The sequence below is a fragment of the Bradyrhizobium sp. USDA 241 genome (genome assembly GCF_049739505.1).
In the GTDB taxonomy this organism is placed as follows: Bacteria; Pseudomonadota; Alphaproteobacteria; order Rhizobiales; family Xanthobacteraceae; genus Bradyrhizobium; species Bradyrhizobium liaoningense.
In genome coordinates, this window is sequence record NZ_JBMGPZ010000004.1 from 2,072,840 (window position 1) to 2,094,116 (window position 21,277).

Sequence of the window (21,277 nt, forward strand, 5' to 3'; positions counted from 1 at the left end):
CGGGTCCCGAGGACCCGGCTCTTTCTTTGACCGGACCTGTTTCGACAGATGACGACAGCGGTTTCGATCCTCCCCGAGCAACAGCTCGCCGTGCTCAATGCCGCCTATCGCCAGGCGGTTGCGCGCAGGCGGCTCCGCCTGTTGCTGGGTGCCGTCATCTTCGCCGCCGCGCTCGTTCTCGCCGCAATCGGCGCGGAAGTGAATTTACGCACGCTGTTCACCTATTTCGGCAACTTCCTCAGCTATTTCGACCGCATCCTCACGCTCGACAACGGCCAGCGGGTCTGGACCGATGTCGGCGAGTGGTTCTGGGGCTGGCGCAAATGGCTGAAGATGCTGGGCGAGACGCTGCTGATCTCCTATGTCGGCTCGCTGATCGGCGCGACTCTCGCCTTCTGCCTGAACTTCTTCGCGGCTGAAAATACCTCGCCTGCGCCCTGGCTGCGCTTCGTCGTGCGGCGGCTGCTCGAATTCGCCCGCACGGTGCCCGGGATCGTGTTCGCACTGGTCTTCGTCATCGCTTTCGGGCTCGGTCCGATGGCGGGCGTGCTGGCGATCGCGATCCACTCCACCGGCGCGCTCGGAAAGCTGTTCTCGGAGATCGTCGAGAACGCCGACATGAAGCCGGTCGAGGGCATTCGCTCGACCGGCGCGAGCTGGCTGTCCTGCATGCGCTTTGCCGTGGTGCCGCAGGTGACCGCGGGCTATGCCAGCTACGCGCTGCTGCGTTTCGAGATCAACGTCCGCGAGGCCTCCGTGATGGGCTTCGTCGGCGCCGGTGGCATCGGCCAGGAGCTCGTCGTCGCCATCCGCAAATTCTACTACTCCGACGTCAGCGCGATCCTGCTCACTATCGTCGTCACGGTCTTCATCATCGACATCGCCACCGGCTGGCTGCGCGGCCACCTGTTCGGCAAGGAGGCGCGGACGTGACGAAGCCGCAGGAGGTCGATGCCGCGCAGATGCGTGCGCGCTATCCCGAGGTGTTCGATCGGCCGGCCTCGGCGCGGCTCGCGACGCCCGCCATGATCGTCGCGGCGTTCGCGATCCTCACTTACGGCCTCGTCGATCTCGACTTCTCACCGTCGCGCTTCTTCGCCGGCCTCAGCCAGCTCGGCTGGATCAGCCTGATGATGATCCCGCCCGATCCCGGCTCGTCGCTGCCCATTTATCTGAAGGCGCTCGGCGAGACGCTGTCGATCGCGTTGCTCGGCACCACGCTGGGAGCGCTGTTTGCCTTGCCGGTGAGCCTGCTGGCGGCCCGCAACATCGTGCCGTCGAGCATTCTGCGCTTTCCCGTCCGCCGGTTCCTGGATTCGATCCGCGGCGTCGATACGCTGATCTGGGCGCTGGTGTGGATCAACGTGGTCGGGCTCGGCCCGTTCGCCGGCGTGCTCGCCATCGCGGTGTCGGATTTCGGCGCCTTCGGAAAATTGTTCTCGGAGGCGTTCGAGGGCGCCGACCAGAAGCAGGTCGAGGGCATCCGCGCCTCCGGCGGCAGCGCGCTGCACGAGATCCGCTTCGGCCTGTTGCCGCAGGTCCTGCCCGTCATCGCCGGCCAGGTGCTCTACTTCATCGAATCGAACACCCGCTCGGCCACCATCATCGGCATCGTCGGCGCCGGCGGCATCGGCCTCCAGCTCGCTGAGCAGATCCGCGTGCTGGAATGGCAGAAGGTCTCGTTCCTGATCCTGATGATCCTGGTTGCGGTGGCCGCGATCGATTTCATCTCGGGCAAGCTGCGCTTTGCGATCATCGGGCGACGGGCGGTGGCCTGAACGCAGGTGCCGTTGGGTGGGCAAAGCGGCTTGTCCGCCGTAGCTCGAAGAGCGAAGGCGGAAGCGTGCCCACCGATCCTCGAATTTGCGGCGAGATGATGGGCACGGCGCAAGTACGCCTTTGCCCACCCTACGAGAATCCGGATTCGCGGAGCGAGAGCCCTCTACGACTCCACCAGAAACTCCACCCGCTCCGCAGCGAAGCGCGAGTGTTTTGTCACCAGCGGCCTGCCCTCGAGATCGTGGTCGGTCGCGTCGACCACCAGGATCGGCCGCCCCAGCGCCAGATCAAGCCGTGAGGCGTCGGTCGCGTCCACGATGCCGGCGGTGATCCGGGTCGCGCCGCGGCGGTAGTCGCGCACACCATAATGTTCGAGCAGCTTGGTCATGGAGCGCGTCGCGGCGAACACGGCGCCGGCGTCCGGAAACCGCTCCGCCGACAGCCAGGTGGTGGAGACGCAGATCGGCGTGCGGTCGGCGAGACGAATCGCCTCGATCCGCATCAAGGGCGCGCCGGTCTTCAGTCCCAGCTCCCGCGCGAGCTCGCGCGTCGCGACATCGTCGGTCGCCTCGATCAGCCGCCCATGCGGTTCGCGGCCGCCCGCACCGACGATCTCGGAAAAGCGCGTGCGCGAGCGCAGCGGATAGGCGAGCTTCTGCGCCTCGACATAGGTTCCGCTGCCGCGCTCGGCCCGCACCAGGCCGCGCTCGGCGAGGGCTGCCAGCGCGCGCCGCACGGTGTGGCGGTTGACGCGATAGGTTTCGGCGATCTCCATCTCGCCAGGCAGCTTGTCGCCGGCCGCAAAGCGGCCATCGGCGATGCCGCGCTCGATGCCGTCGGCAACGAGGCGCCATAGCGCGACGCCCGAGGAGGCTGTGTCCTGCATGCTCATGTCGCGGGAAGCCTACTCCAAAAATCACATCATTGTCACGAAACAGTCATGGCGCGTCCGTATGAAGTTGTCTATTATCATAGACAACTTCAATGCGGCAAGTTCGGTGGACCAGGTGACGCAACACAACAATCAGCAGGCCCAGCGCAAGGCCGCGATGGCGGTGCTGGCGCAAGCGGAGGCGGGCGAGATCGCCGCTCGCCTCCGCAACCTGGCCCTCCCGGCCCATCAGGATCTGCGCGTGCCCGAAAACGGGCTCGTCATGCTGCGCGGCCGGGTCGGCGGCGACGGCGCGCCGTTCAATCTCGGTGAAGCCACGGTGTCGCGTGCCGCGGTGCGGCTTACGAGCGGCGAGGTCGGGTTCGGCTACACGCTCGGCCGTGACGGTGACAAGGCGCGGCTGATCGCGTTGTGCGATGCGCTGGTCCAGTCCCGTGAATACGGCGGCGCGGTGGAGCGGGGTGTCATCGCGCCCTTGCGAGAGCAGCTTATGATTCGGCGCAAGCAGGCGGCGGCCGAGACCGCCGCGACGAAGGTTGATTTCTACACCATGGTGCGCGGTGAGGGCTGAGATCATGACCACGATTGCGGAACTGCCGCCGGGTTTTGCCGACAAGGTGCTGTCGGCGCAATCGACCTTTCGCTCCGTCATGGACGCCATGGCGCGGCCGGGCGCGGTTCAGCGCATCGTGCCGATGGCCGGAGCGCCGGGGCCGATGATGCGCGGCACCGCCGCGATCGCGCTCACGCTGTTCGACCACGACACGCCGCTCTGGCTCGATGCGCGGATGGCGGAGAGCTCCGACCTGGTGAAGTGGTTGAAATTTCATACCGGCGCGCCAGTGGTGCAGGATTGCTCGATCGCGAGCTTCGCGCTGATCAGCGACGGTACGGCGCTTCCGCCGCTCGACCGGTTTGCGCTCGGGACGAGCGAATACCCGGATCGTTCGACCACGGTGATCATTCAGGTCGATAGCCTGGCCTCCGGGCGCGGCTTCGAGCTGCGCGGCCCCGGCATCGATGGTGTCGCGACGCTGCAGGCGTCAATCAAGCCTTTCGACCTGTTCGAGCGCCTGCGGGTCAACGAGGCGCTGTTTCCGCGCGGCATCGACGTGGTGCTGGTCGCCGATGACGCCGTGGTTGCGATCCCGCGCACCACGCGCGTCGTGAGCAAAGGAAGCTGAAGCATGTATGTCGCAGTCAAGGGCGGCGAACGCGCCATCGAGAACGCCCATCGCCTGCTCGCGCATAAGCGGCGCGGTGACCAGGGCGTTCCGGAGGTCACGCTCGACCAGATATCGGAGCAGCTCGGCCTCGCCGTCGACCGCGTCATGAGCGAGGGCTCGCTCTACGATCGCGAGCTCGCGGCGCTTGCGATCAAGCAGGCGCGCGGCGATCTGATCGAAGCGATCTTCCTGGTTCGCGCCTTCCGCGCCACGCTGCCGCGCTTCGGCGCCAGCGAGCCGGTCGACACCGGCGCCATGCGGGTGCAACGGCGGGTGTCCTCGACCTTCAAGGACATTCCCGGCGGGCAGATCCTCGGGCCGACCTTCGACTACACCCATCGCCTGCTCGACCCCTCGCTCGCCGAAGGCTTCGTTCCCGACGCGCCGGCGACGGCTGAAGCGTCCACCGCCCCAACGCCGCGCGTGACCGACATTCTCGGACGCGACGGGCTGATCGAACCTTCGCCGCAGCCTGAGGAGGGCGCCAGCGTCGGCGATCTCACCCGCGAGCCGCTGAACTTTCCGGCGGATCGCGACCTGCGCCTGCAAAATCTGGCGCGCGGCGATGAAGGCTTCCTGCTGGCGATGGGCTATTCCACCCAACGCGGCTATGGCCGCAACCATCCCTTCGCCGGCGAGATCCGCTTCGGCGAGGTCGAGGTCGAGTTCATCGCGGAAGACGCCGGCTTCGCCGTGCCGCTTGGTTCGATCGAGCTGACCGAGTGCCAGATGGTCAATCAGTTCAAGGGGTCTGCGACCGAAGCGCCGTGCTTCACCCGCGGCTACGGCCTTGCCTTCGGCCAGAGCGAGCGCAAGACCATGTCGATGGCGCTGGTCGATCGCGCATTGCGGGCCCGCGAGCTCGGTGAAGAGGCGCTCGCCCCTGCGCAAGACGAGGAGTTCGTGATGTCGCACTCGGACAACGTCCAGGCGACCGGCTTCGTCGAGCACTTGAAGCTGCCGCATTACGTCGACTTCCAGTCCGAGCTCGGCCTGTTGCGCAAGCTGCGGCAGGAGTTCGCGGATGCCAATGCGCCTGATGCCATGAAGGAAGCCGCGGAATGAACGCGCCCGCCTACAATTTCGCCTATCTCGACGAGCAGACCAAGCGGATGATCCGCCGCGCGATCCTGAAAGCGATCGCCATTCCCGGCTACCAGGTGCCGTTCGCCAGCCGCGAGATGCCGATGCCCTATGGCTGGGGCACCGGCGGCGTGCAGGTCACCGCCGCGATCCTCGGTCCCCAGGACGTGCTCAAGGTGATCGACCAGGGCTCCGACGACACCACCAACGCGATCTCGATCCGAAAGTTTTTCGCCAAGACCGCGGGCGTTGCGACGACGACCGCGACGGCGGAGGCGACGGTGATCCAGACCCGTCACCGCATCCCGGAGACGGCGCTGAATGAAAACCAGGTGCTGGTCTATCAGGTGCCGATCCCCGAACCGTTGCGTTTCCTCGAGCCGCGCGAGACCGAGACGCGGCGCATGCACGCGCTTGCCGAGTACGGCCTGATGCATGTGAAGCTCTACGAGGACATCGCCCGCTTCGGCCATATCGCGACCGCCTACGCCTATCCGGTGAAGGTGAACGCGCGATACGTGATGGATCCGTCCCCGACGCCGAAGTTCGACAATCCCAAGATGGACAATTGTCCCGCGCTGCAATTGTTCGGCGCCGGCCGCGAGAAGCGCATCTACGCGATCCCGCCCTATACGCAGGTGGTTTCACTCGATTTCGAGGATCACCCGTTCGAGCCTTACCGCTTCAATGCGCCCTGCGCGCTCTGTGGCGCGGAAGACTCCTATCTCGATGAGATCGTCACCGACGACAAGGGCGGGCGGATGTTCGTCTGCTCGGACACCGATTATTGCGAGGGCCGCCAGGCCGCCGGCCATCACGGCAGTCTCAGCGCTGCGCCCTACAGGGAAAAGGCGGGCTCACATGGTTGATCAAGGCTTGGCCAATCTCGATACGCTCGAAAACGACCAGCCGCTGCTGGTGGCGGAGTCCCTGAGCAAGTCCTTTGGTCGCATCGCCGCCTGCCGCGACGTCTCCTTCGCGCTCTATCCCGGCGAGGTGCTGGCGATCGTCGGCGAGTCGGGCTCGGGCAAGTCGACGCTTCTGCAGATGCTGTCAGGCCAGCTCGCACCGAGCGGCGGCCATGTGTCCTACCGGATGCGCGACGGCGTCACGCGCGATCTCACGACGCTCGGTGAAGCCGAGCGGCGTTTCCTGTTCCGCACCGATTGGGGCTTTGTGCACCAGGATCCCGCGCAGGGCCTGCGCATGGCGGTCTCGGCCGGTGCCAATGTCGGCGAGCGGCTGATGGCCGTGGGCTGGAATCACTACGGCCGCATCCGCGAAACCGCGTCGGACTGGCTCGCCCGCGTCGAGATCGACATCGCGCGCATCGACGATGCCCCCCGCACCTATTCCGGCGGCATGCGCCAGCGTCTTCAGATCGCCCGCAACCTCGTCACCGAGTCGCGGCTGGTGTTCATGGACGAGCCGACCGGCGGCCTCGACGTGTCGGTGCAGGCGCGCCTGCTCGATCTCGTGCGCAGCCTGGTCGCCGAGCTGCATCTCGCCGTCATCATCGTCACCCACGATCTCGCGGTCGCGCGCCTACTGTCGCACCGCGTGATGGTGATGAAGGGCGGCCGTGTCATCGAGGCCGGTCTCACCGACCAGGTGCTCGACGACCCCCGCGAACCCTACACGCAACTCCTCGTCTCCTCGATTCTCCCGCCATGAGCCTTTCGATGACCGCCATGATCGACGTTGCCGATGCCCAAAAGACCTTTACGATGCACTTGCAAGGCGGCATCGAGCTGCCGGTGGTGCGCGGCGTGACCTTCCACGTCAATCCCGGCGAGTGTGTCGTGCTGTCGGGACCCTCGCGCCGGTAAATCGTCGATCCTGAAGATGATCTTCGGCAACTACCGTTGCGATAGCGGCCGCATCGGCATCCGCCATCGCGGCGCGCTGGTCGATCTCGCCGCCGCCGAGCCGCGGCAGGTGCTCAACATCCGCCGCTCCACGATCGGCTATGTCAGCCAGTTTTTGCGGGCCGTGCCGCGCGTTGCCACCATCGACGTCGTCGCCGAGCCGTTGATCGTCAACGGCATGGCCCGTGCCGACGCACAGGCGCGCGCCGGTGAGCTGCTGCATCGTCTCAACATCCCCGAGCGGCTCTGGCAACTGCCGCCCGCGACCTTCTCCGGCGGCGAGCAGCAGCGCGTCAACATTGCGCGCGGCTTCATCTCGGAGCTGCCGATCCTGCTGCTGGACGAGCCCACCGCCTCGCTCGATGCCGCCAATCGCGCCGTCGTGGTCGAACTGGTCGCTGAAAAGAAGCGTCAGGGCGTCGCCATGGTCGCTATTGTCCATGACGACGAAATCCGTCATCTGATTGCGGACCGCATCGTCGATGTCGCCAGCTTCGCTGCCGCGGCCTGAAGGAAGAGGAAATGAACCCCAAGCCGAAGGACGCCGTCATTGCCAACGCCAGGATCGTGCTGGCCGAACGGGTGATCGAACAGGGCTGGCTCGCTCTTGCCGACGGACGCATCGCCGAGATCGGCGAGGGCAGGGCGCCTGCAGGTGCCGAGGACGCTGGGGGCGACCTGATCATGCCCGGCCTGATCGAGCTCCACACCGACCACCTTGAAGCGCATTACGTGCCGCGGCCGAAGGTGTTCTGGAATCCGGTCGCCGCCGTGATCTCCTATGACGGCCAGCTCGCGACCTCGGGCATCACCACGGTTTTCGATTCGCTCCGGGTCTGGCGCGAGGACGGCGCCGAGGAAGTCGACGGCCGCGCCGGCGTGCTCGCCGCCGCGATCACGACCGCGCGCGACGCCAGCCTGCTGCGTGCCGACCACTTCCTGCATCTCCGCTGCGAGATCCCGATGCCGAGCGTGGTCGAGGAGGCCAAGGAGCTGATCGACCGCCCCGACGTCAAGCTGATGTCGCTGATGGATCACACGCCCGGCCAGCGCCAGTTCCGCGACGAGGTCAAGCTGCGCGACTACTATCGCGGCAAGGGCGGCGGCAAGACCGATGCCGAGCTCGATGAGCTGTTTGCAAAGCGCTTCGAGTATCAGAAGCAATATGCGGCGAACAACATGCGCGAGATCGTGGCGCTGGCGCATCAGTACAAGATTCCCCTCGCGAGCCACGACGACACCACCGAGGAGAACGTCGCGGACGCCGTGCGCGATCGCGTCTCGGTGGCGGAGTTCCCGACCACGCTGGAGGCCGCGCGTGGCCTGCACCAGGCTGGCATCGACATTCTCATGGGCGCGCCCAATGTCGTGCGCGGCGGCTCGCACTCCGGTAACATCGCTGCGGTCGATCTCGCCCGCGAAGGCCTGCTCGATATCCTGTCGTCGGATTACATCCCCTCGAGCCTCCTGATGGGCGCGCTGCAACTGCCGGAGCATGTGCCGGCCATCAGCCTCCCGGCGGCAGTTCGGACCGTGACGAAAGCGCCCGCTGAGGCGGTCGGCCTCACCGACCGCGGCGAGATCGCGAGCGGCAAGCGCGCCGACCTGATCCGTGTGCACGTTGCCGGCAGCGTTCCCGTCGTCCGCAGCGTCTGGCGCGAAGGGAACCGCGTCGCATGAGCGAGACCCTGACCACGGCGCAGGACGAGGCGGGGGCGATCGGCCCCGGGCGACTTGTGCTCGTGGTCGGTCCCAGCGGCGCAGGCAAGGACACTTTGCTGCGGCTGGCGCAAGCGGCCTGCGCCGATGATCCCGACATCATCTTCCCGCGCCGGGTCGTGACGCGAGAGTCCTCGGCCGACGAGGACAACATTGCGGTGAGCCAGGAAGAATTCCGCCGCGTGCGAGAGCACGGCGATTTTGCCGTGCATTGGGAGGCGCACGGGCACTTCTATGCCCTGCCGCTCGAGATCAACGACGACATCCGAGCCGGCCGAGCCGTCGTTGCCAACGTCTCGCGCACGGTGATCGCTGCGCTGCGCCGAGCCTATGTAAACGTCGTGGTCGTCGCGATCACGGCGCCGCCGGACGTACTGGCGCAGCGGCTTGCCGCGCGGGCGCGGCACAGCGACGGAAACATCGCCGAGCGGCTGTCGCGCAGTGTTGACGACGCGTCGGTGCGGGCCGACGTCACCATCCTCAACGCCGGCAGCGCGGACTATCACGGCCGCCAGCTCGCGCGCGTGATCAGGAATGAAGGCTGGCAGGAATAGCTGCCGATGCAACGAGGAGAGATTGGAATGACGGTGATCGCAACGGTCGAACAGTTGGAAGCCATCTACGGCGCCACCAATGACGCCTCGACCGTGAAAGTCGCCGACCACGTCACGCCGCTCTACCGCATCTTCATCGAGAAGGCGCCGTTTGCCGCGCTCGCCACCATCGGGCCCGAAGGCATTGATTGCTCGCCACGCGGCGATCTCCCCGGCTTCGTCCGCATCCATGATCCCAAGACGCTGATGCTGCCGGACCGCCGCGGCAACAACCGGGTCGACTCCCTGCGCAACATCGTGCGCGATCCCAGGGTGTCGCTGATGTTCCTGATTCCCGGCTCCGGCAACGCCGTCCGCGCCAATGGTCGCGCGCATCTCTCGATCGATCCGGAGCTGCTGGCTTCGTTCAAGGTTGAAGGCAAGGCGCCGCGCAGCGTCATGGTGATGAACGTCGAAGAAATTTACTTCCAGTGCGCCCGCGCCATCGTCCGTTCCGACCTCTGGAATCCTGACAAGCGCGTCGATCCAAAGACGCTGCCGACGCCCGGCCAGATCCTCGCGGAAATGAGCGAGAACAGGGTCGGCGGTGCGGAGTACGACCGCATCTGGCCCGAACGCGCGGCTGCAACGATGTGGTGATTCTGTCTTCCCTCTCCCCTTGCGGGAGAGGGTGGCTCGCCGCGAGGCGGCGAGACGGGCGAGGGGTATCTCTCCTCACGAAAAGTGTTGCGCGTCGATAGATACCCCTCATCCGGCGCTTCGCGCCACCTTCTCCCGCAAGGGGAGAAGGAAGAAGGCAGTATCTCCGCTAATTGAACGCCATCCCGCCGCTGAGCGCCACGGTCTGCCCGGTCATGTATGCGTTGTCGACCAGCAGCATCACCGCTTTCGCCACCTCCTCCGCCGTGCCGAAGCGCCCGAGCGGGATGCGACTGACGAGCTGGGGCTGGCTGCTCATCATGTCGGTCTCGATCAGCGACGACGCCACTGCGTTGACGGTGATACCCTCCTTCACCAGCCGCGCGGCGTAACCTCGCGTGAGGCCTTCCATGCCGGCCTTGGACGCATTGTAGTGCGGGCCGATCGAGCCGGCGCCGCGCGCCGCTCCCGAGGAGATGTTGACGATGCGGCCCCAGTTCCTTGATCGCATCGACGGCAACACGGCCTGCGTGCACAGGAAGGCGGATTTCAGGTTGACCAGGATGGTGCGGTCGAAATCGTCTTCGGTGAGATCGTCGATGCCACGCGTGATGGCGATGCCGGCATTGTTGACGAGGATGTCGATCGGCCCTAGCCCGGACGTGACGCGCTCGACCATTCCGGCCACGGCTTCGGCTTGCGAGACGTCGGCAGCGACGACGATGGCGCGGCCGCCTTGCTTGCCGATCTCGCCAGCCAGCTGCTCGGCCTGCCCGATCCGCTCGCGGCAATTGATCGCCACGGCGGCGCCTGCTTCGGCCAGCGCGCGACAGACGGCGGCGCCGATTCCGCGCGAGCCGCCGGTCACGAGCGCGGTGCGCCCCTTCAAATCATCAGCCATCTTTGGACCTCCCGAATTGCCTGCGTTTTGGCTCGCAAAGCGTACCACGCCGCCCGTGCGCCTGTGTTGAACTCATCGCGAGATGAATCCGTCTGCCAGTGCTTGCGCCGAGAGAAGCGCCCCAGCGCGCCGGCCGTAAATATGGATAGCCATTTCATTGACCAATCGTGCCAGCCGCTCGATATTCGGAGCATCGAAACTGCTCTTCGAGCTTGATGCCGCGATATGAGAATGGATCACCAGCGTAATCAAGGCGACATGCATGCGTGCATGACGCGGCGCTGTTTCTCCGCGGCAACGGGCGCCTGTTGTTGCTAACCGCCTCTTAGCAGCACCTCACAGCGAAATCCCAAGACAGGAGCGCCGAGACTTCGGCGAACGAGCAGTCATGTCCCACACCCCGTCGAATGCCTACATTATCGAAATCCACGACCGTACCGCCGGCATCATCACGCGAGATGAGCGCGGCTTCCGCTTCTTCTCCTCCGAGCGCCTGTTCGACAGTCTCGAAGGCCGCCAGTTCCATTCGGCACGCGAGGCCGAGCGCGCCGCCCGTGCCGTGCTCTCGCAGCGTAGCCGTCGCGCGAGTTCCCAACCCTTCGCCAACTGATGCCACCGAAAGGACCGCAACATGATTGCACGACGACATATCCTGACCGCAGCGCTGCTCCTCGCCACCGCTGCTGCCGCGCCCGTGCGCGCCGCGGACAAGCCGGCGGAAATCCGCATCGGCACGCAGAAGGGCGGGTTCTTTCCGGCTGTGCGCCAGCGCCAGACGCTCGAGAACGCCTTCAAGCCGCTCGGCATCGAGATCAAGTGGATCGACTTCCAGTTCGGTCCACCGCTGCTGGAGGCCATCAATGTTGGCAGCGTCGATTTCGGCTTCGTTGGCGATACGCCGCCGATCTTCGCGCAGGCCGGCGGCGCCAGGATCCGCTACGTTGCCGCGGTGAAATCGGAAGGCAACACACAGGCGATCGTCGTGCCGAAGGATTCACCGATCAAGACGCTTGCTGATCTCAAAGGCAAGCGCGTCGCCTTCGGCAAGGGATCCAGTGCGCATAATCTCCTCGTTGCCTCGCTCGAGAAGGCCGGCCTGTCCTGGTCCGACATCACCCCGGCGCCGCTCGCGCCGGCGGACGCAACGGCGGCCTTCGTGAAGGGCTCGGTCGACGCCTGGTCGATCTGGGATCCCTATCTGGCGCTCGCGGAATTGAAGGAGAGCGCGCGCGTCCTCGCGTTCGACAAGGATGTCCACAAGCCGAACGCCTATTACATCGCCGGCACCGACTTCGTGGAGAAGTATCCTTCCCTCGTCGCGAAGCTCAACACAGCCTTCGCGTCCGAAGGCGTATGGGCGGATTCGCACCACGAGGATGTGGCGAAGGCGCAAGCAGAGGCGACCGGCGTCGATATCGAGGCTGTCAGGCGCTTCGTCAATCGCTCGACCTACAGCGTGGTGCCGCTCGACGCCGAGGTGATCAAGACGCAGCAAGCGGTTGCCGACCGCTTTGCAAAGCTCGGCCTCATCCCGAAGCCGGTCAACGTGTCCGACATCGTCTGGAAATGGACGCCGGGCTCGTGAGCTGGACATTGAGAGGACGCCGTCATGCCCGGGCTTGTCCCGGGCATCCACGTTCTGCGTCGCCAGCCGTGGATGGCCGGGACAAGCCCGGCCATGACGCTCCCTGCGGCTATCCGCGTTCCAAACGCTTGAGTTGGAAGCGGCTCAGCCCCTCAGCGCCGCCAACAGCTCGTCCGGACGTTCGGCCATGATCATGTGACCGGCGCCGGGCACCACGACGGTCTTCGCATGCGGGATCGCGGCCGCAAGCGCCTTGCCCGCCTTCGCCGGCGTCATCATGTCCCGCTCGCCGAGAATGAGCGTCGTCGGCACCTTGATGCTCGCCGCGGCGGCAAGCGCATTCGCATAGGCATTGCAGGCCGACAGATCCTTGAACAGCACGCCGGGCTCGCAGGCCTGAAGCACGGCCTGTGCGCCGCCATGCATCCACAGGCCCGGTGCGAGGCTGCCGCCGAGCTCGGCCTTGAAGCCGAGACCCCAGATCGAGACCATGTCGTTTGCATCCTGCGCGTTGGCTTCGGCCGCCTTCAAGAGATCCGGGCCGACCGTCATGGTCGCGGCGGTGCCGATCAGGCTGAGCGCGGAGACCTTGTCGGGATGGCGCGCCGCCGTCTCGAGCGCGATCAGCGAGCCCATGGAATGGCCGATCAGATGCGCCTTCGTGGCGGCCGCTGCATCCAGCAGCGCCGCCGTCCAATCCGCCATCTCCGCGATGCTGCCGAGTGAAGGCCCCGTAGAGCGGCCGTGGCCGGGCAGGTCAGGCGCCAGCACGGCAAAGCCGTGATGGGCAAACCAGCGCGTGTGCAGCGCCCAGGTGGAGTGATCGAAGCCGGCGCCGTGGATGAAGACGACCGCGGGCAGCGACTTGTCGAAGTCGCGGCCGCCGGTTGCCGCGAACACTTCAGTGCCGTTGACGGAGAGCTTCATGGCGTCAGACCTTTTGCGAGATGCGCAGCGCTTGGGCGAGATCGTCGATGATGTCGCTTGCGGTCTCGATGCCGACCGACAGCCGCACCAGCTCCTCGCCGACGCCGGCAGCCCTGAGCTGCTCGGCGTCCATCTGCTGATGCGTGGTCGAGGCCGGATGGATCACCAGCGTCTTGGCATCGCCGACATTGGCGAGATGGCTGATCATGCGCAAGCTTTCGATGAACTTGCGCCCCGCCGGCCGGCCACCCTTGATGCCGAAGGAGACGATCGAGCCGGCGCCGCGCGGCAAGAGCTGCTTGGCGAGCTGATAGTCGGGATGGGTTTCCAGCGAGGGGTGCAGCACCCAGTCGACAGCCTTGTTGGATTTCAGTGCCTCCAGCACGAGATGCGTGTTCTGCATGTGGCGGTCCATGCGCACGGGTAGCGTCTCAACGCCCTGCAGCAGCTGGAACGCGTTGGTCGGCGAAAGGCAGGCGCCGAAATCGCGCAGGCCCTCGGTACGCGCGCGCATGATGAAGGCCGCCGTGCCGAACTGCTCGTCGAAGACGATGCCGTGATAGCCGCCATAGGGCTCGGTCAGCACGCCGAACTTGCCGGAGCCCCGCCAGTCGAAGCGGCCGCCGTCGACGATGGCGCCGCCGATCGCGATGCCATGGCCGCCGATCCATTTGGTCGCCGAATGCATGACGATGTCGGCGCCCAGCTCGATCGGGCGGCTGAGATAGGGCGTGGCAAAGGTGTTGTCGATCAGCAGCGGGATCTTGGCGTCATGCGCGATCGCCGCGACCATGGGGATGTCGAGCACCTCGAGCCCGGGATTGCCGATGGTCTCCCCGATCACGAGCTTGGTGTTCGGCTTGATCGCGGCGCGGAATGCGTCGAGATCGCGCGGCTTGACGAAAGTGGTGGTGATGCCGAAGCGCGGCAGCGTGTGCGCGAGCAGGTTGATGGTGCCGCCATAGAGCGAGCTCGACGCCACGATGTGGTCGCCGGCATTGAGCAGCGTCGCGATCGCCAGATGCAGCGCGGCCATGCCGCTGGCGGTGCAGATGGCGCCGACGCCGCCTTCCAGGGCCGCAAGCCGCTCCTCGAGCACGCCCGTGGTCGGATTGGAAATGCGGGTATAGATGTGGCCGGCGCGCTCCAGGTTGAAGAGCGCCGCGGCGTGATCGGAATCCTGGAACACGTAGGACGTGGTCTGGTAGATCGGCACCGCCCGGGCGCCGGTCACGGGATCCGGATGCTGGCCCGCATGCAGGCTCAGGGTCTCGAAAGCAGGCGGTTTTGGCGCGGGCATGCGTGGCCTCGTTGGTCGGTCGGCGATGGCGGCTCTTGTGCCACAAAACGAGGGACCACGTCAGCCCATTGACAACGCCGCCTAGCCCCGGATCGCCTGCTCGATGGCGCGCGCCTCCCGCAACAGAATCTCCGCGACCTCCTGCTCGCGGCGGGGACCGAGCCTGGTTCGAACGGCGGAGACCGTGATCGCGGCGGTCGGCTGTCCGTCCGGGGTCTTGATCCAGGTCGAGATCGATTTGGTGCCCTGCACGAGGCCGATCTCTCTCATGTTGTAGCCCCGCCGCCGCGCTGCAGTGACCTGGCTCGTCACGGCACCCACGTCGGTCCGGTAGGCCTCGAACCGCTTCTCGTTGGCTGCAACGATCTTGCGCGCGTCCTGCGCCGGCATTGCGGCAAGGATGGCGACGCCCGCGCTGGAGACGCCGAGCGGCCGGCGCGCGCCGATCTCGATCGACAGCACCTGGATCGGATAGACGCCGATCCTGCGATCGACGCACAGCGTGTCGTTGCCGGTGCGCACCGTCAGGAACAGCGTGTCGCCGATCTCGGCGGACGCGCGCTGCAGCGTCGGATTTGCGGCGACCAGCAGCCGCGACGGCCGCGGCCGTGCGAGCACCAGCTCCGGCACCTGGTTGCCGATCGCGTAGCGCCCGCTCTTGCCATGCCGCTCGACGATGCCTTCCTCGATCAGCACGTGGACGATGCGATGCACGGTCGGACGGGTGAGGCCGGTGGCGCGGACCACCTCGGCCAATGGCACACCGTCTTCGCGGCCTGCGGCAAGGATGCGCAGCACCGCGAGCGCCCGCCGGATCGCCTGCGCACCCTGTCGCGGTGCCATCGCATTGCGTGCGAATCTGGTCTTGTCCATAATATGGACAAGAACGCCATAATTCCCTCGACAGGGCAAGCGCGCATCTGGAGATTGCGCTCCGATCGGAATGCCTTGTGAGCGTCGTGCGACGTCCAGGCATTCGAATGAATCGAATGCGCCGCCGGGAGGTTAACATGAGATTAATCTGGATTGCCATAGCTGCCGTCACTGCGATGCTGGCGGGGCCGGCGTCGGGCCAGCAATGGCCGGCGCGCAACGTCAAGCTGATCGTGCCCTATCCCGCCGGTGGCAATGTTGACAGCGCCGCACGCATCGTCGCCGACAAGCTCCAGGAAAAGCTCGGCCAGCCCTTCGTCATCGAGAACAAGGCCGGCGCCGGCGGCATGATCGCGGGCGAGGCCTTCGCGAAGTCGGCACCCGACGGCTAAACGCTGTTCGTCGGCGCCAGCGGTCCGGTGCTGTTCGCGACCGAGATCAACAAGCGCGACGCCTACAACTGGAAGAAGGACTTCCTGCCGATCTCGACGATCTCGATGACGCCACTGGTGCTCGAGGTGCATCCCTCGGTGCAGGCCAACACGTTCAAGGAATTCATCGATCTCGCCAAGCGCGAGCCCGGCAAGCTGACCATGGCCTCGCCCGGTCCCGGCACCACCAACCATCTGCTCAGCGAGCTGATGCAGTCGAACCTCGAGCTGCAATGGGTCACCGCGCACTATCGCGGCAATGCGCCGGCGATCAACGATCTGCTCGGCGGCCAGGTGCAGTTCGCGTTCGACCAGCTCACGGTCAGCCTCCAGCACATCAAGGCCGGCCTGTTCCGCGCTCTGGCGGTGACCAGCCCGCACCGCCTGAAGTCGCTGCCTGACGTCCCGACCTTCGCCGAGCTCGGCTACAAGGATTTCGACGGCCAGACCTTTACCGGTCTGTTCGCGCCATCAGGCACGCCGGCGCCGATCGTGGACAAGCTGCACGAGACGCTGGTCGCGATCCTGAAAGATCCCGCCGTGGTCGACAAGTTCGAGAAGCTCGGCGGCGAAGCCACGCCGATGACGCCGGACGAGTTCAAGGCCTATCTCGAGCGCGAGGACGCCAAGTGGATCCCGGTCGTGCGCAAGGCCAACATCAGGGCGGATTGATCGATGCGGATCGATCCCGCCGAGCTCGGCGCCGAGCGCATCTACCGGCTGATGACCGGCATCGTGGTGCCGCGCCCGATCGCCTGGGTGACGAGCCTGTCGCGAAGTGGCGTGCTCAACCTCGCGCCGTTCAGCGCCTTCACTTTCGTCTCGCAGAAGCCGCCGATGCTCGCCATCAGCGTCGGCCGCAAGGGCGCCGATTACAAGGACACCGCGCACAACATCCTCGATACCGAGGAATACGTGATCCATATCGCCGACACGCCGCTGATGTCCGCGGTGCACGACAGCTCGGTCGAGCATCCGCCTGAAATCAGCGAGGTCGAGCATCTCGGACTCGAGACGCTGCCCTGCGACCTCATCAAGGTGCGACGGCTCGCCGCCGCGCCGGTCGCGATGGAGTGCCGCTTTCGGCAGTGCCTCGAATTCGGCGAGGCCAAGAGCCGGCTCATCGTCGGCGAGGTCGTGATGTTTCATCTGCGCGACGGCCTCGTGAACGACGGCAAGGTCGAGACCAAGGCGCTCGACCCGATCGCGCGGATCGGCGGGCCGCGCTACGCCCGTCTCGGCGAGATCGTGACGCTGAACACCGTGTTCCAGACGCCCAAGTCGAAAGACTGAGTGCGCGGGTCTGTCTCGGGCCCAGCTGCCTCAAGATCATTGGAGGAAATACAATGCGACTCCTGAGCTATCTCCTGGATGGAGAGCCGCGCTACGGAGCGGCCGTCGAAGGTGGTGTGATCGATCTGACGAAACGGATCGGCCGCGATTTCTCGGATGTGAAGGCGTTGATCGCAGCCAACGCGCTGTCCGATGCGCAGGAAGCGGCGGCCGGACAGAAGCCCGACTACCCGTTGGAAAAACTCGTCCTGATGCCGCCGGTGCTGGCGCCGGAAAAGCTCTGGTGCATCGGCGTCAACTACGCCGAGCGCAACGCCGAATATAAGGACAGTTCGGACCTGCCCAAATATCCCAGCCTGTTCGTGCGCAGCATGTCCTCGATGACCGGCTCCGGCCAGCCGATCGAGAAGCCCAAGGTTTCGGACCAGCTCGACTATGAAGGCGAGCTCGTCATCGTGATCGGGCAGGGCGGCCGTCACATCCCGCGCGAACAGGCGTGGTCGCACATCTTCGGCATGACCCTGTGCAACGAGGGCACGATCCGCGACTGGCTGCGCCACGGCAAGTTCAACGTCACGCAAGGCAAGAATTTCGACCGCTCCGGCAGCATCGGTCCCTGGATCGTCACCGCGGACGAGCTCGATCCGCGCGGTCCGCACGACATCATCACGCGCGTGAACGGCGAGGTGCGGCAGCAGGACACAACCGAGCGGCTCATGTTCCCGTTCGACGTCCTGATCTCCTATCTCTCCACCTTCGCGACGCTCAAGCCCGGCGACATGATCGTGACGGGCACGCCGACCGGCGCAGGCGCGCGGTTCGATCCGCCGCGCTGGCTGAAGGTCGGCGACGTCGTCGAAGTCGAGTCGAGCCGCATCGGCGTACTGCGTAACACCGTGGCGGCGGAGCAATAAGCCATGCTGGATGTTGCGACGATCGAACGCCTTGCCACGCGCCTCGACGAAGCCGAGCGCACGAAATCGCTGATCCCGATGTTCACGAAGGAGTACCCCGACTTCAGCATCGAGGACGCCTACGCGGTTCAGCGCGCCTGGACCAGGCTCCAGCTCGGCCGCGGCCGCGTCATCAAGGGGCACAAGATCGGGCTGACCTCGAAGGCGATGCAGAACGCGGTCGGCATCTCCGAGCCCGATTACGGCGTGCTGTTCGCCGATATGTTCTATGCCGATGCGACGCCGATTCCGTTCGACCGCTTCCACGCGCCGCGCATCGAGGTCGAGCTCGCCTTCGTGCTGAAGGCGCCGCTGCGCGGGCCCGATTGCACCATTTTCGACGTGCTCAACGCCACCGATTACGTGACGCCCGCGCTGGAAATTCTGGAGACGCGCATGCATCGCGTCGATCCGGAGACGGGCAAGGCGCGCAAAGTCATGGACACGATCTCGGACAACGCGGCTAATGCCGCGCTGGTGCTCGGCGGCCGGCCGATCCGCCCGATGGATGCGGATCTGCGCTGGATCGGCGCGCTGTTGTTCCGCAACGGCGAGGTCGAGGAAACCGGCTTGCCGCCGGCGTGCTCAATCATCCCGCCAACGGCATCGCCTGGCTCGCCAATCGCCTCGCGCCGCATGACGAGCATCTCGCCGCCGGCGAGGTCGTGCTGGCGGGATCGTTCACGCGGCCCGTCGACATCCGCCGCGGCGACACGTTTCATGCCGATTACGGCACGTTCGGCTCGGTGTCGTGCCAGTTCGTCTGAAGTAACAACAATCAGGGAGCGCACCATGACGGGTCAAGCGCGGCGCAAGAGCATCCACATCGGCGGCTTCAAGCACGTCAATCCGATTCCGAACGCCTGCCGCATCGGCAATCTCGTGATGTCGGGCGTCATCCTCGGCCGCGATCCCGCGACCAATGCAATGCCCGAGAGTCTCGACGCCCAATGCGCCAACATGTTCGCGCATATGAAGGCGACGGTGGAGGCCGCGGGCGGCACCACCGATGACATCATCAAGATGACGGTGTGGCTGAAGGACCGCGGCAATCGCGGCCCCGTCAATGTCGAGTGGCTCAAGATGTTTCCGGACGAGCATTCGCGCCCGGCGCGCCACGCGCTGCCGATGGACAACATGGACGGCGGCGCGCTGGTGCAGTGCGACTTCATCGCCGTGATCGACTGAGGAGTTTTGCGCATGCCGACATATCTGCCGTTCGATCCGAATCCGCGCCGGCCAAGCAAGGCGCCGCCGCCGAAGACCGTCGACAGCCAGTTTCACGTGCTGGGGCCCATCGACAAATATCCGGAGCGTCCCGGCGCCCCCTATCGGATGCCGACCGCGACCTGGGAAGCGGCGCTGCGCATGCACAAGGCGCTCGGCATCGAGCGGGGCATCATCGTGCAGACCACGACCTACGGCGCCGACCATGCCGTCGTGCTCGACGGTCTCGCCGCGATGGGGCCGAACTACCGCGGCTGCGCCAACGCGCTGGTGTTCGCCGAGGCAAGCGACTCGTACCTCGCCAAGCTGCATGATGCCGGCGTGCGCGGCGCACGCTCCAGCTTCCGCCAGGAGCTCGGTGCCGTGCTCTCCGATGCCGATTTCGCCCGCGCGATCGCGCGCATCCGCGAGCTCGGCTGGTACGCCAAGATCCAGCCGGAGAAGGACGGCATCATGTCGAGCGTCGCCAAGTACGAGACTCTCGACGTGCCCGTGCTGATCGACCACATGGCGCGCCCCGATCCCGAAGCCGGCAAGGCCGATCCGAACCTGCGCAAGATGCTGGAGCTGCTCGGCAAGGGCAATTTCTGGGTGATGCTGTCGCTCGGCGAGAAGACCTCGAAGACCGGGGCTCCCTACGACGACGTGATCCCGATCGCGCGCGCCTATATCGAGGCCGCTCCCGATCGCTGCGTCTGGGCCAGCGACTGGCCGCATCCGGTCTCGGTGAAGCAGCCGCCGAACGATGCCGACCTGCTCGAGCTGATGTATCGCTACGCGCCGGACCAGGCGGAGCTTGAGAAGATCCTGGTGCACAATCCGGCCAAGCTGTTCGGCTTTGCGGATTAGGGCATGAGAGGATTGGGCTGAGCCCCCTCGCCACGCGCGCGGTGCGCCCCCTCTCCCGCTTGCGGGAGAGGGTCGGGGTGAGGGCTCTTTCCTCTACATCGCGGCAACAATCGGACCCGCTCACACCGCCGGCTGCTTCGCCAACCTATCCCGCACCTCGGCCGCGATCTCGAACGAGCGCAGCCGCGCGGCGTGGTCGTAGATCTGCCCCGTCGTCATCAATTCGTCCGCGCCGGTTTCAGCGATCAGCGCCTTCAGCTTCTCTTCCACGGCGGCCGGCGAGCCCACTGCGGAGCACGACAGCGACTGACCGACGCCGGCCTTCTCGGCCGGCGACCACAGCGCGTCCATGTCGTCGACCGGCGGCGGCAGCGGGCCCGGCGTGCCGCGGCGCAGATTGATGAACTGCTGCTGCAGCGATGAGAACATCCGCTGCGCCTCGTCGTCGGTGTCGGCGGCGAACACGTTGACGCCGATCATCGCATAGGGCTTGTCGAGCTGCGCCGAGGGCTCGAAGCGCGCGCGATATTCGCGCAGCGCCGGCATCATCATCTGCGGCGCGAAATGCGAGGCGAACGCAAAGGGCAGCCCGAGCATCGCGGCAAGCTGCGCACCGAACGTGCTCGATCCCAGGATCCAGAGCGGCACCTTGGTTCCCATGCCGGGCACCGCGCGGATCGCCTGGTTCGGCTGCACGTCGCCGAGCAGCGCCTGCAGCTCCAGCACGTCATGCGGAAAATTCTCGGAGGTGGTGGCGAGGTCGCGCCGCAGCGCACGCGCGGTGAACTGATCGGTGCCGGGCGCCCGGCCGAGCCCGAGATCGATCCGCCCGGGATAGAGCGCTTCCAGCGTGCCGAACTGCTCGGCGATGACGAGTGGCGAATGGTTCGGCAGCATGATCCCGCCGGAGCCGACGCGGATCGTCTTGGTCCCACCCGCGACATGGCCGATCACCACCGATGTCGCCGCGCTCGCGATCCCCGTCATGTTGTGATGCTCGGCGAGCCAGAACCGCTTGTAGCCCCACTTCTCCGCGTGCTGGGCGAGATCGAGCGAGTTGCGGAACGCCTGCGCGGCATCGCCGCCCTGGCGGATGGGAGCGAGGTCGAGCACGGAGAAGGGGATCATATGGGGGGCTGCCGGTGTGGAGGGCTGCGCGATACATGCGCGTCTTGAGG

General features: G+C 66.0%; 23 protein-coding genes and 3 pseudogenes. 19 read left to right on the forward strand and 7 right to left on the reverse strand.

Going from position 1 to position 21,277, the window contains the following annotated elements; all coding sequences use genetic code 11:
• Nucleotides 1–48 precede the first annotated feature (48 nt).
• Nucleotides 49–933, forward strand: coding sequence for a phosphonate ABC transporter, permease protein PhnE (gene phnE / locus ABIF91_RS19540; RefSeq protein ID WP_028176573.1), 885 nt, complete (start codon nt 49–51; stop codon nt 931–933).
• 29 nt (nt 934–962) lie between these two features.
• Entirely contained in the window at nt 963–1,778 is an 816-nt protein-coding gene (gene phnE / locus ABIF91_RS19545; RefSeq protein ID WP_424579376.1) for a phosphonate ABC transporter, permease protein PhnE, read from the forward strand.
• 164 nt (nt 1,779–1,942) lie between these two features.
• Here phnE (ABIF91_RS19545) and phnF read toward each other — a convergent pair whose 3' ends face one another.
• On the reverse strand, nt 1,943–2,671 hold the full coding sequence (gene phnF / locus ABIF91_RS19550; protein WP_028176571.1) for a phosphonate metabolism transcriptional regulator PhnF: 729 nt from the start codon (nt 2,669–2,671) through the stop codon (nt 1,943–1,945).
• A gap of 106 nt (nt 2,672–2,777) precedes the next feature.
• On the opposite strand from phnF, the gene phnG reads away from it, so the two are divergent.
• The 9 genes and pseudogenes from phnG (at nt 2,778) to ABIF91_RS19595 (ending at nt 9,760) form a co-directional block, all read left to right on the forward strand.
• Entirely contained in the window at nt 2,778–3,242 is a 465-nt protein-coding gene (gene phnG, locus ABIF91_RS19555) for a phosphonate C-P lyase system protein PhnG (RefSeq protein WP_028176570.1), read from the forward strand.
• A 4-nt stretch (nt 3,243–3,246) separates the two neighbouring features.
• Nucleotides 3,247–3,855, forward strand: coding sequence for a phosphonate C-P lyase system protein PhnH (gene phnH, locus ABIF91_RS19560; protein WP_028176569.1), 609 nt, complete (start codon nt 3,247–3,249; stop codon nt 3,853–3,855).
• A gap of 3 nt (nt 3,856–3,858) precedes the next feature.
• Nucleotides 3,859–4,962, forward strand: a complete 1,104-nt coding sequence (locus ABIF91_RS19565; RefSeq protein WP_028176568.1) for a carbon-phosphorus lyase complex subunit PhnI — start codon at nt 3,859–3,861, stop codon at nt 4,960–4,962.
• A complete protein-coding gene (locus tag ABIF91_RS19570) occupies nt 4,959–5,849 on the forward strand; it encodes an alpha-D-ribose 1-methylphosphonate 5-phosphate C-P-lyase PhnJ (RefSeq protein WP_028176567.1) in 891 nt (296 codons plus the stop codon). The genes ABIF91_RS19565 and ABIF91_RS19570 overlap by 4 nt, the downstream gene beginning before the upstream one ends.
• Nucleotides 5,842–6,654 (forward strand): phosphonate C-P lyase system protein PhnK, encoded by an 813-nt coding sequence (gene phnK, locus ABIF91_RS19575; RefSeq protein ID WP_424579315.1) that lies wholly within the window; start codon nt 5,842–5,844, stop codon nt 6,652–6,654. The genes ABIF91_RS19570 and phnK overlap by 8 nt, the downstream gene beginning before the upstream one ends.
• Nucleotides 6,655–6,662: 8 nt before the next feature.
• Nucleotides 6,663–7,359, forward strand: a pseudogene (gene phnL / locus ABIF91_RS19580) (phosphonate C-P lyase system protein PhnL).
• A gap of 11 nt (nt 7,360–7,370) precedes the next feature.
• Complete coding sequence (locus tag ABIF91_RS19585; protein WP_028176564.1) at nt 7,371–8,528, forward strand: alpha-D-ribose 1-methylphosphonate 5-triphosphate diphosphatase; 1,158 nt, start codon at nt 7,371–7,373, stop codon at nt 8,526–8,528.
• On the forward strand, nt 8,525–9,121 hold the full coding sequence (gene phnN / locus ABIF91_RS19590) for a phosphonate metabolism protein/1,5-bisphosphokinase (PRPP-forming) PhnN (RefSeq protein WP_028176563.1): 597 nt from the start codon (nt 8,525–8,527) through the stop codon (nt 9,119–9,121). Before ABIF91_RS19585 ends, phnN begins: the two co-directional genes overlap by 4 nt.
• 27 nt (nt 9,122–9,148) lie before the next feature.
• Entirely contained in the window at nt 9,149–9,760 is a 612-nt protein-coding gene (locus ABIF91_RS19595) for a pyridoxamine 5'-phosphate oxidase family protein (protein WP_028176562.1), read from the forward strand.
• 169 nt (nt 9,761–9,929) lie between these two features.
• On the opposite strand, the gene ABIF91_RS19600 is transcribed toward ABIF91_RS19595, so the two are convergent.
• Nucleotides 9,930–10,661 (reverse strand): SDR family NAD(P)-dependent oxidoreductase, encoded by a 732-nt coding sequence (locus tag ABIF91_RS19600; RefSeq protein ID WP_424579316.1) that lies wholly within the window; start codon nt 10,659–10,661, stop codon nt 9,930–9,932.
• 72 nt (nt 10,662–10,733) lie between these two features.
• A complete protein-coding gene (locus ABIF91_RS19605; RefSeq protein ID WP_424579317.1) occupies nt 10,734–10,925 on the reverse strand; it encodes a hypothetical protein in 192 nt (63 codons plus the stop codon).
• 124 nt (nt 10,926–11,049) lie between these two features.
• Between ABIF91_RS19605 and ABIF91_RS19610 the strand changes: the two genes are divergently transcribed.
• Nucleotides 11,050–11,271, forward strand: a complete 222-nt coding sequence (locus ABIF91_RS19610; protein WP_028176560.1) for a hypothetical protein — start codon at nt 11,050–11,052, stop codon at nt 11,269–11,271.
• A 21-nt stretch (nt 11,272–11,292) separates the two neighbouring features.
• The gene (locus tag ABIF91_RS19615) at nt 11,293–12,246 is read left to right on the forward strand and encodes an aliphatic sulfonate ABC transporter substrate-binding protein (protein ID WP_028176559.1); all 954 of its coding nucleotides are present in this window, start codon (nt 11,293–11,295) and stop codon (nt 12,244–12,246) included.
• A gap of 144 nt (nt 12,247–12,390) precedes the next feature.
• On the opposite strand, the gene ABIF91_RS19620 is transcribed toward ABIF91_RS19615, so the two are convergent.
• The 3 genes from ABIF91_RS19620 to ABIF91_RS19630 all read right to left on the reverse strand — a co-directional run bounded on the left by ABIF91_RS19620 (nt 12,391) and on the right by ABIF91_RS19630 (nt 15,346).
• The gene (locus ABIF91_RS19620) at nt 12,391–13,173 is read right to left on the reverse strand and encodes an alpha/beta fold hydrolase (protein ID WP_028176558.1); all 783 of its coding nucleotides are present in this window, start codon (nt 13,171–13,173) and stop codon (nt 12,391–12,393) included.
• 4 nt (nt 13,174–13,177) lie between these two features.
• The gene (locus ABIF91_RS19625; RefSeq protein ID WP_028176557.1) at nt 13,178–14,473 is read right to left on the reverse strand and encodes an O-acetylhomoserine aminocarboxypropyltransferase; all 1,296 of its coding nucleotides are present in this window, start codon (nt 14,471–14,473) and stop codon (nt 13,178–13,180) included.
• An 81-nt stretch (nt 14,474–14,554) separates the two neighbouring features.
• A complete protein-coding gene (locus ABIF91_RS19630) occupies nt 14,555–15,346 on the reverse strand; it encodes an IclR family transcriptional regulator (protein ID WP_028176556.1) in 792 nt (263 codons plus the stop codon).
• Nucleotides 15,347–15,483: 137 nt separating this feature from the next.
• Here ABIF91_RS19630 and ABIF91_RS19635 point away from each other — a divergent pair.
• The 6 genes and pseudogenes from ABIF91_RS19635 to ABIF91_RS19660 all read left to right on the forward strand — a co-directional run bounded on the left by ABIF91_RS19635 (nt 15,484) and on the right by ABIF91_RS19660 (nt 20,099).
• Nucleotides 15,484–16,449, forward strand: a pseudogene (locus ABIF91_RS19635) (Bug family tripartite tricarboxylate transporter substrate binding protein).
• A 3-nt stretch (nt 16,450–16,452) separates the two neighbouring features.
• Nucleotides 16,453–17,070, forward strand: coding sequence for a flavin reductase family protein (locus ABIF91_RS19640; protein ID WP_028176555.1), 618 nt, complete (start codon nt 16,453–16,455; stop codon nt 17,068–17,070).
• Between the two features lie 53 nt (nt 17,071–17,123).
• Nucleotides 17,124–17,984, forward strand: coding sequence for a fumarylacetoacetate hydrolase family protein (locus ABIF91_RS19645; RefSeq protein WP_028176554.1), 861 nt, complete (start codon nt 17,124–17,126; stop codon nt 17,982–17,984).
• Nucleotides 17,985–17,987: 3 nt separating this feature from the next.
• Nucleotides 17,988–18,790: pseudogene (gene hpaH, locus ABIF91_RS19650) on the forward strand (2-oxo-hept-4-ene-1,7-dioate hydratase).
• Nucleotides 18,791–18,815: 25 nt separating this feature from the next.
• Nucleotides 18,816–19,211, forward strand: coding sequence for a RidA family protein (locus ABIF91_RS19655; RefSeq protein ID WP_028176553.1), 396 nt, complete (start codon nt 18,816–18,818; stop codon nt 19,209–19,211).
• Between the two features lie 12 nt (nt 19,212–19,223).
• On the forward strand, nt 19,224–20,099 hold the full coding sequence (locus ABIF91_RS19660) for an amidohydrolase family protein (RefSeq protein WP_028176552.1): 876 nt from the start codon (nt 19,224–19,226) through the stop codon (nt 20,097–20,099).
• Between the two features lie 120 nt (nt 20,100–20,219).
• Here the strand turns inward: ABIF91_RS19660 and ABIF91_RS19665 are convergent, their stop codons facing one another.
• Nucleotides 20,220–21,227, reverse strand: coding sequence for an LLM class flavin-dependent oxidoreductase (locus tag ABIF91_RS19665; RefSeq protein WP_028176551.1), 1,008 nt, complete (start codon nt 21,225–21,227; stop codon nt 20,220–20,222).
• Nucleotides 21,228–21,277: the final 50 nt, after the last annotated feature.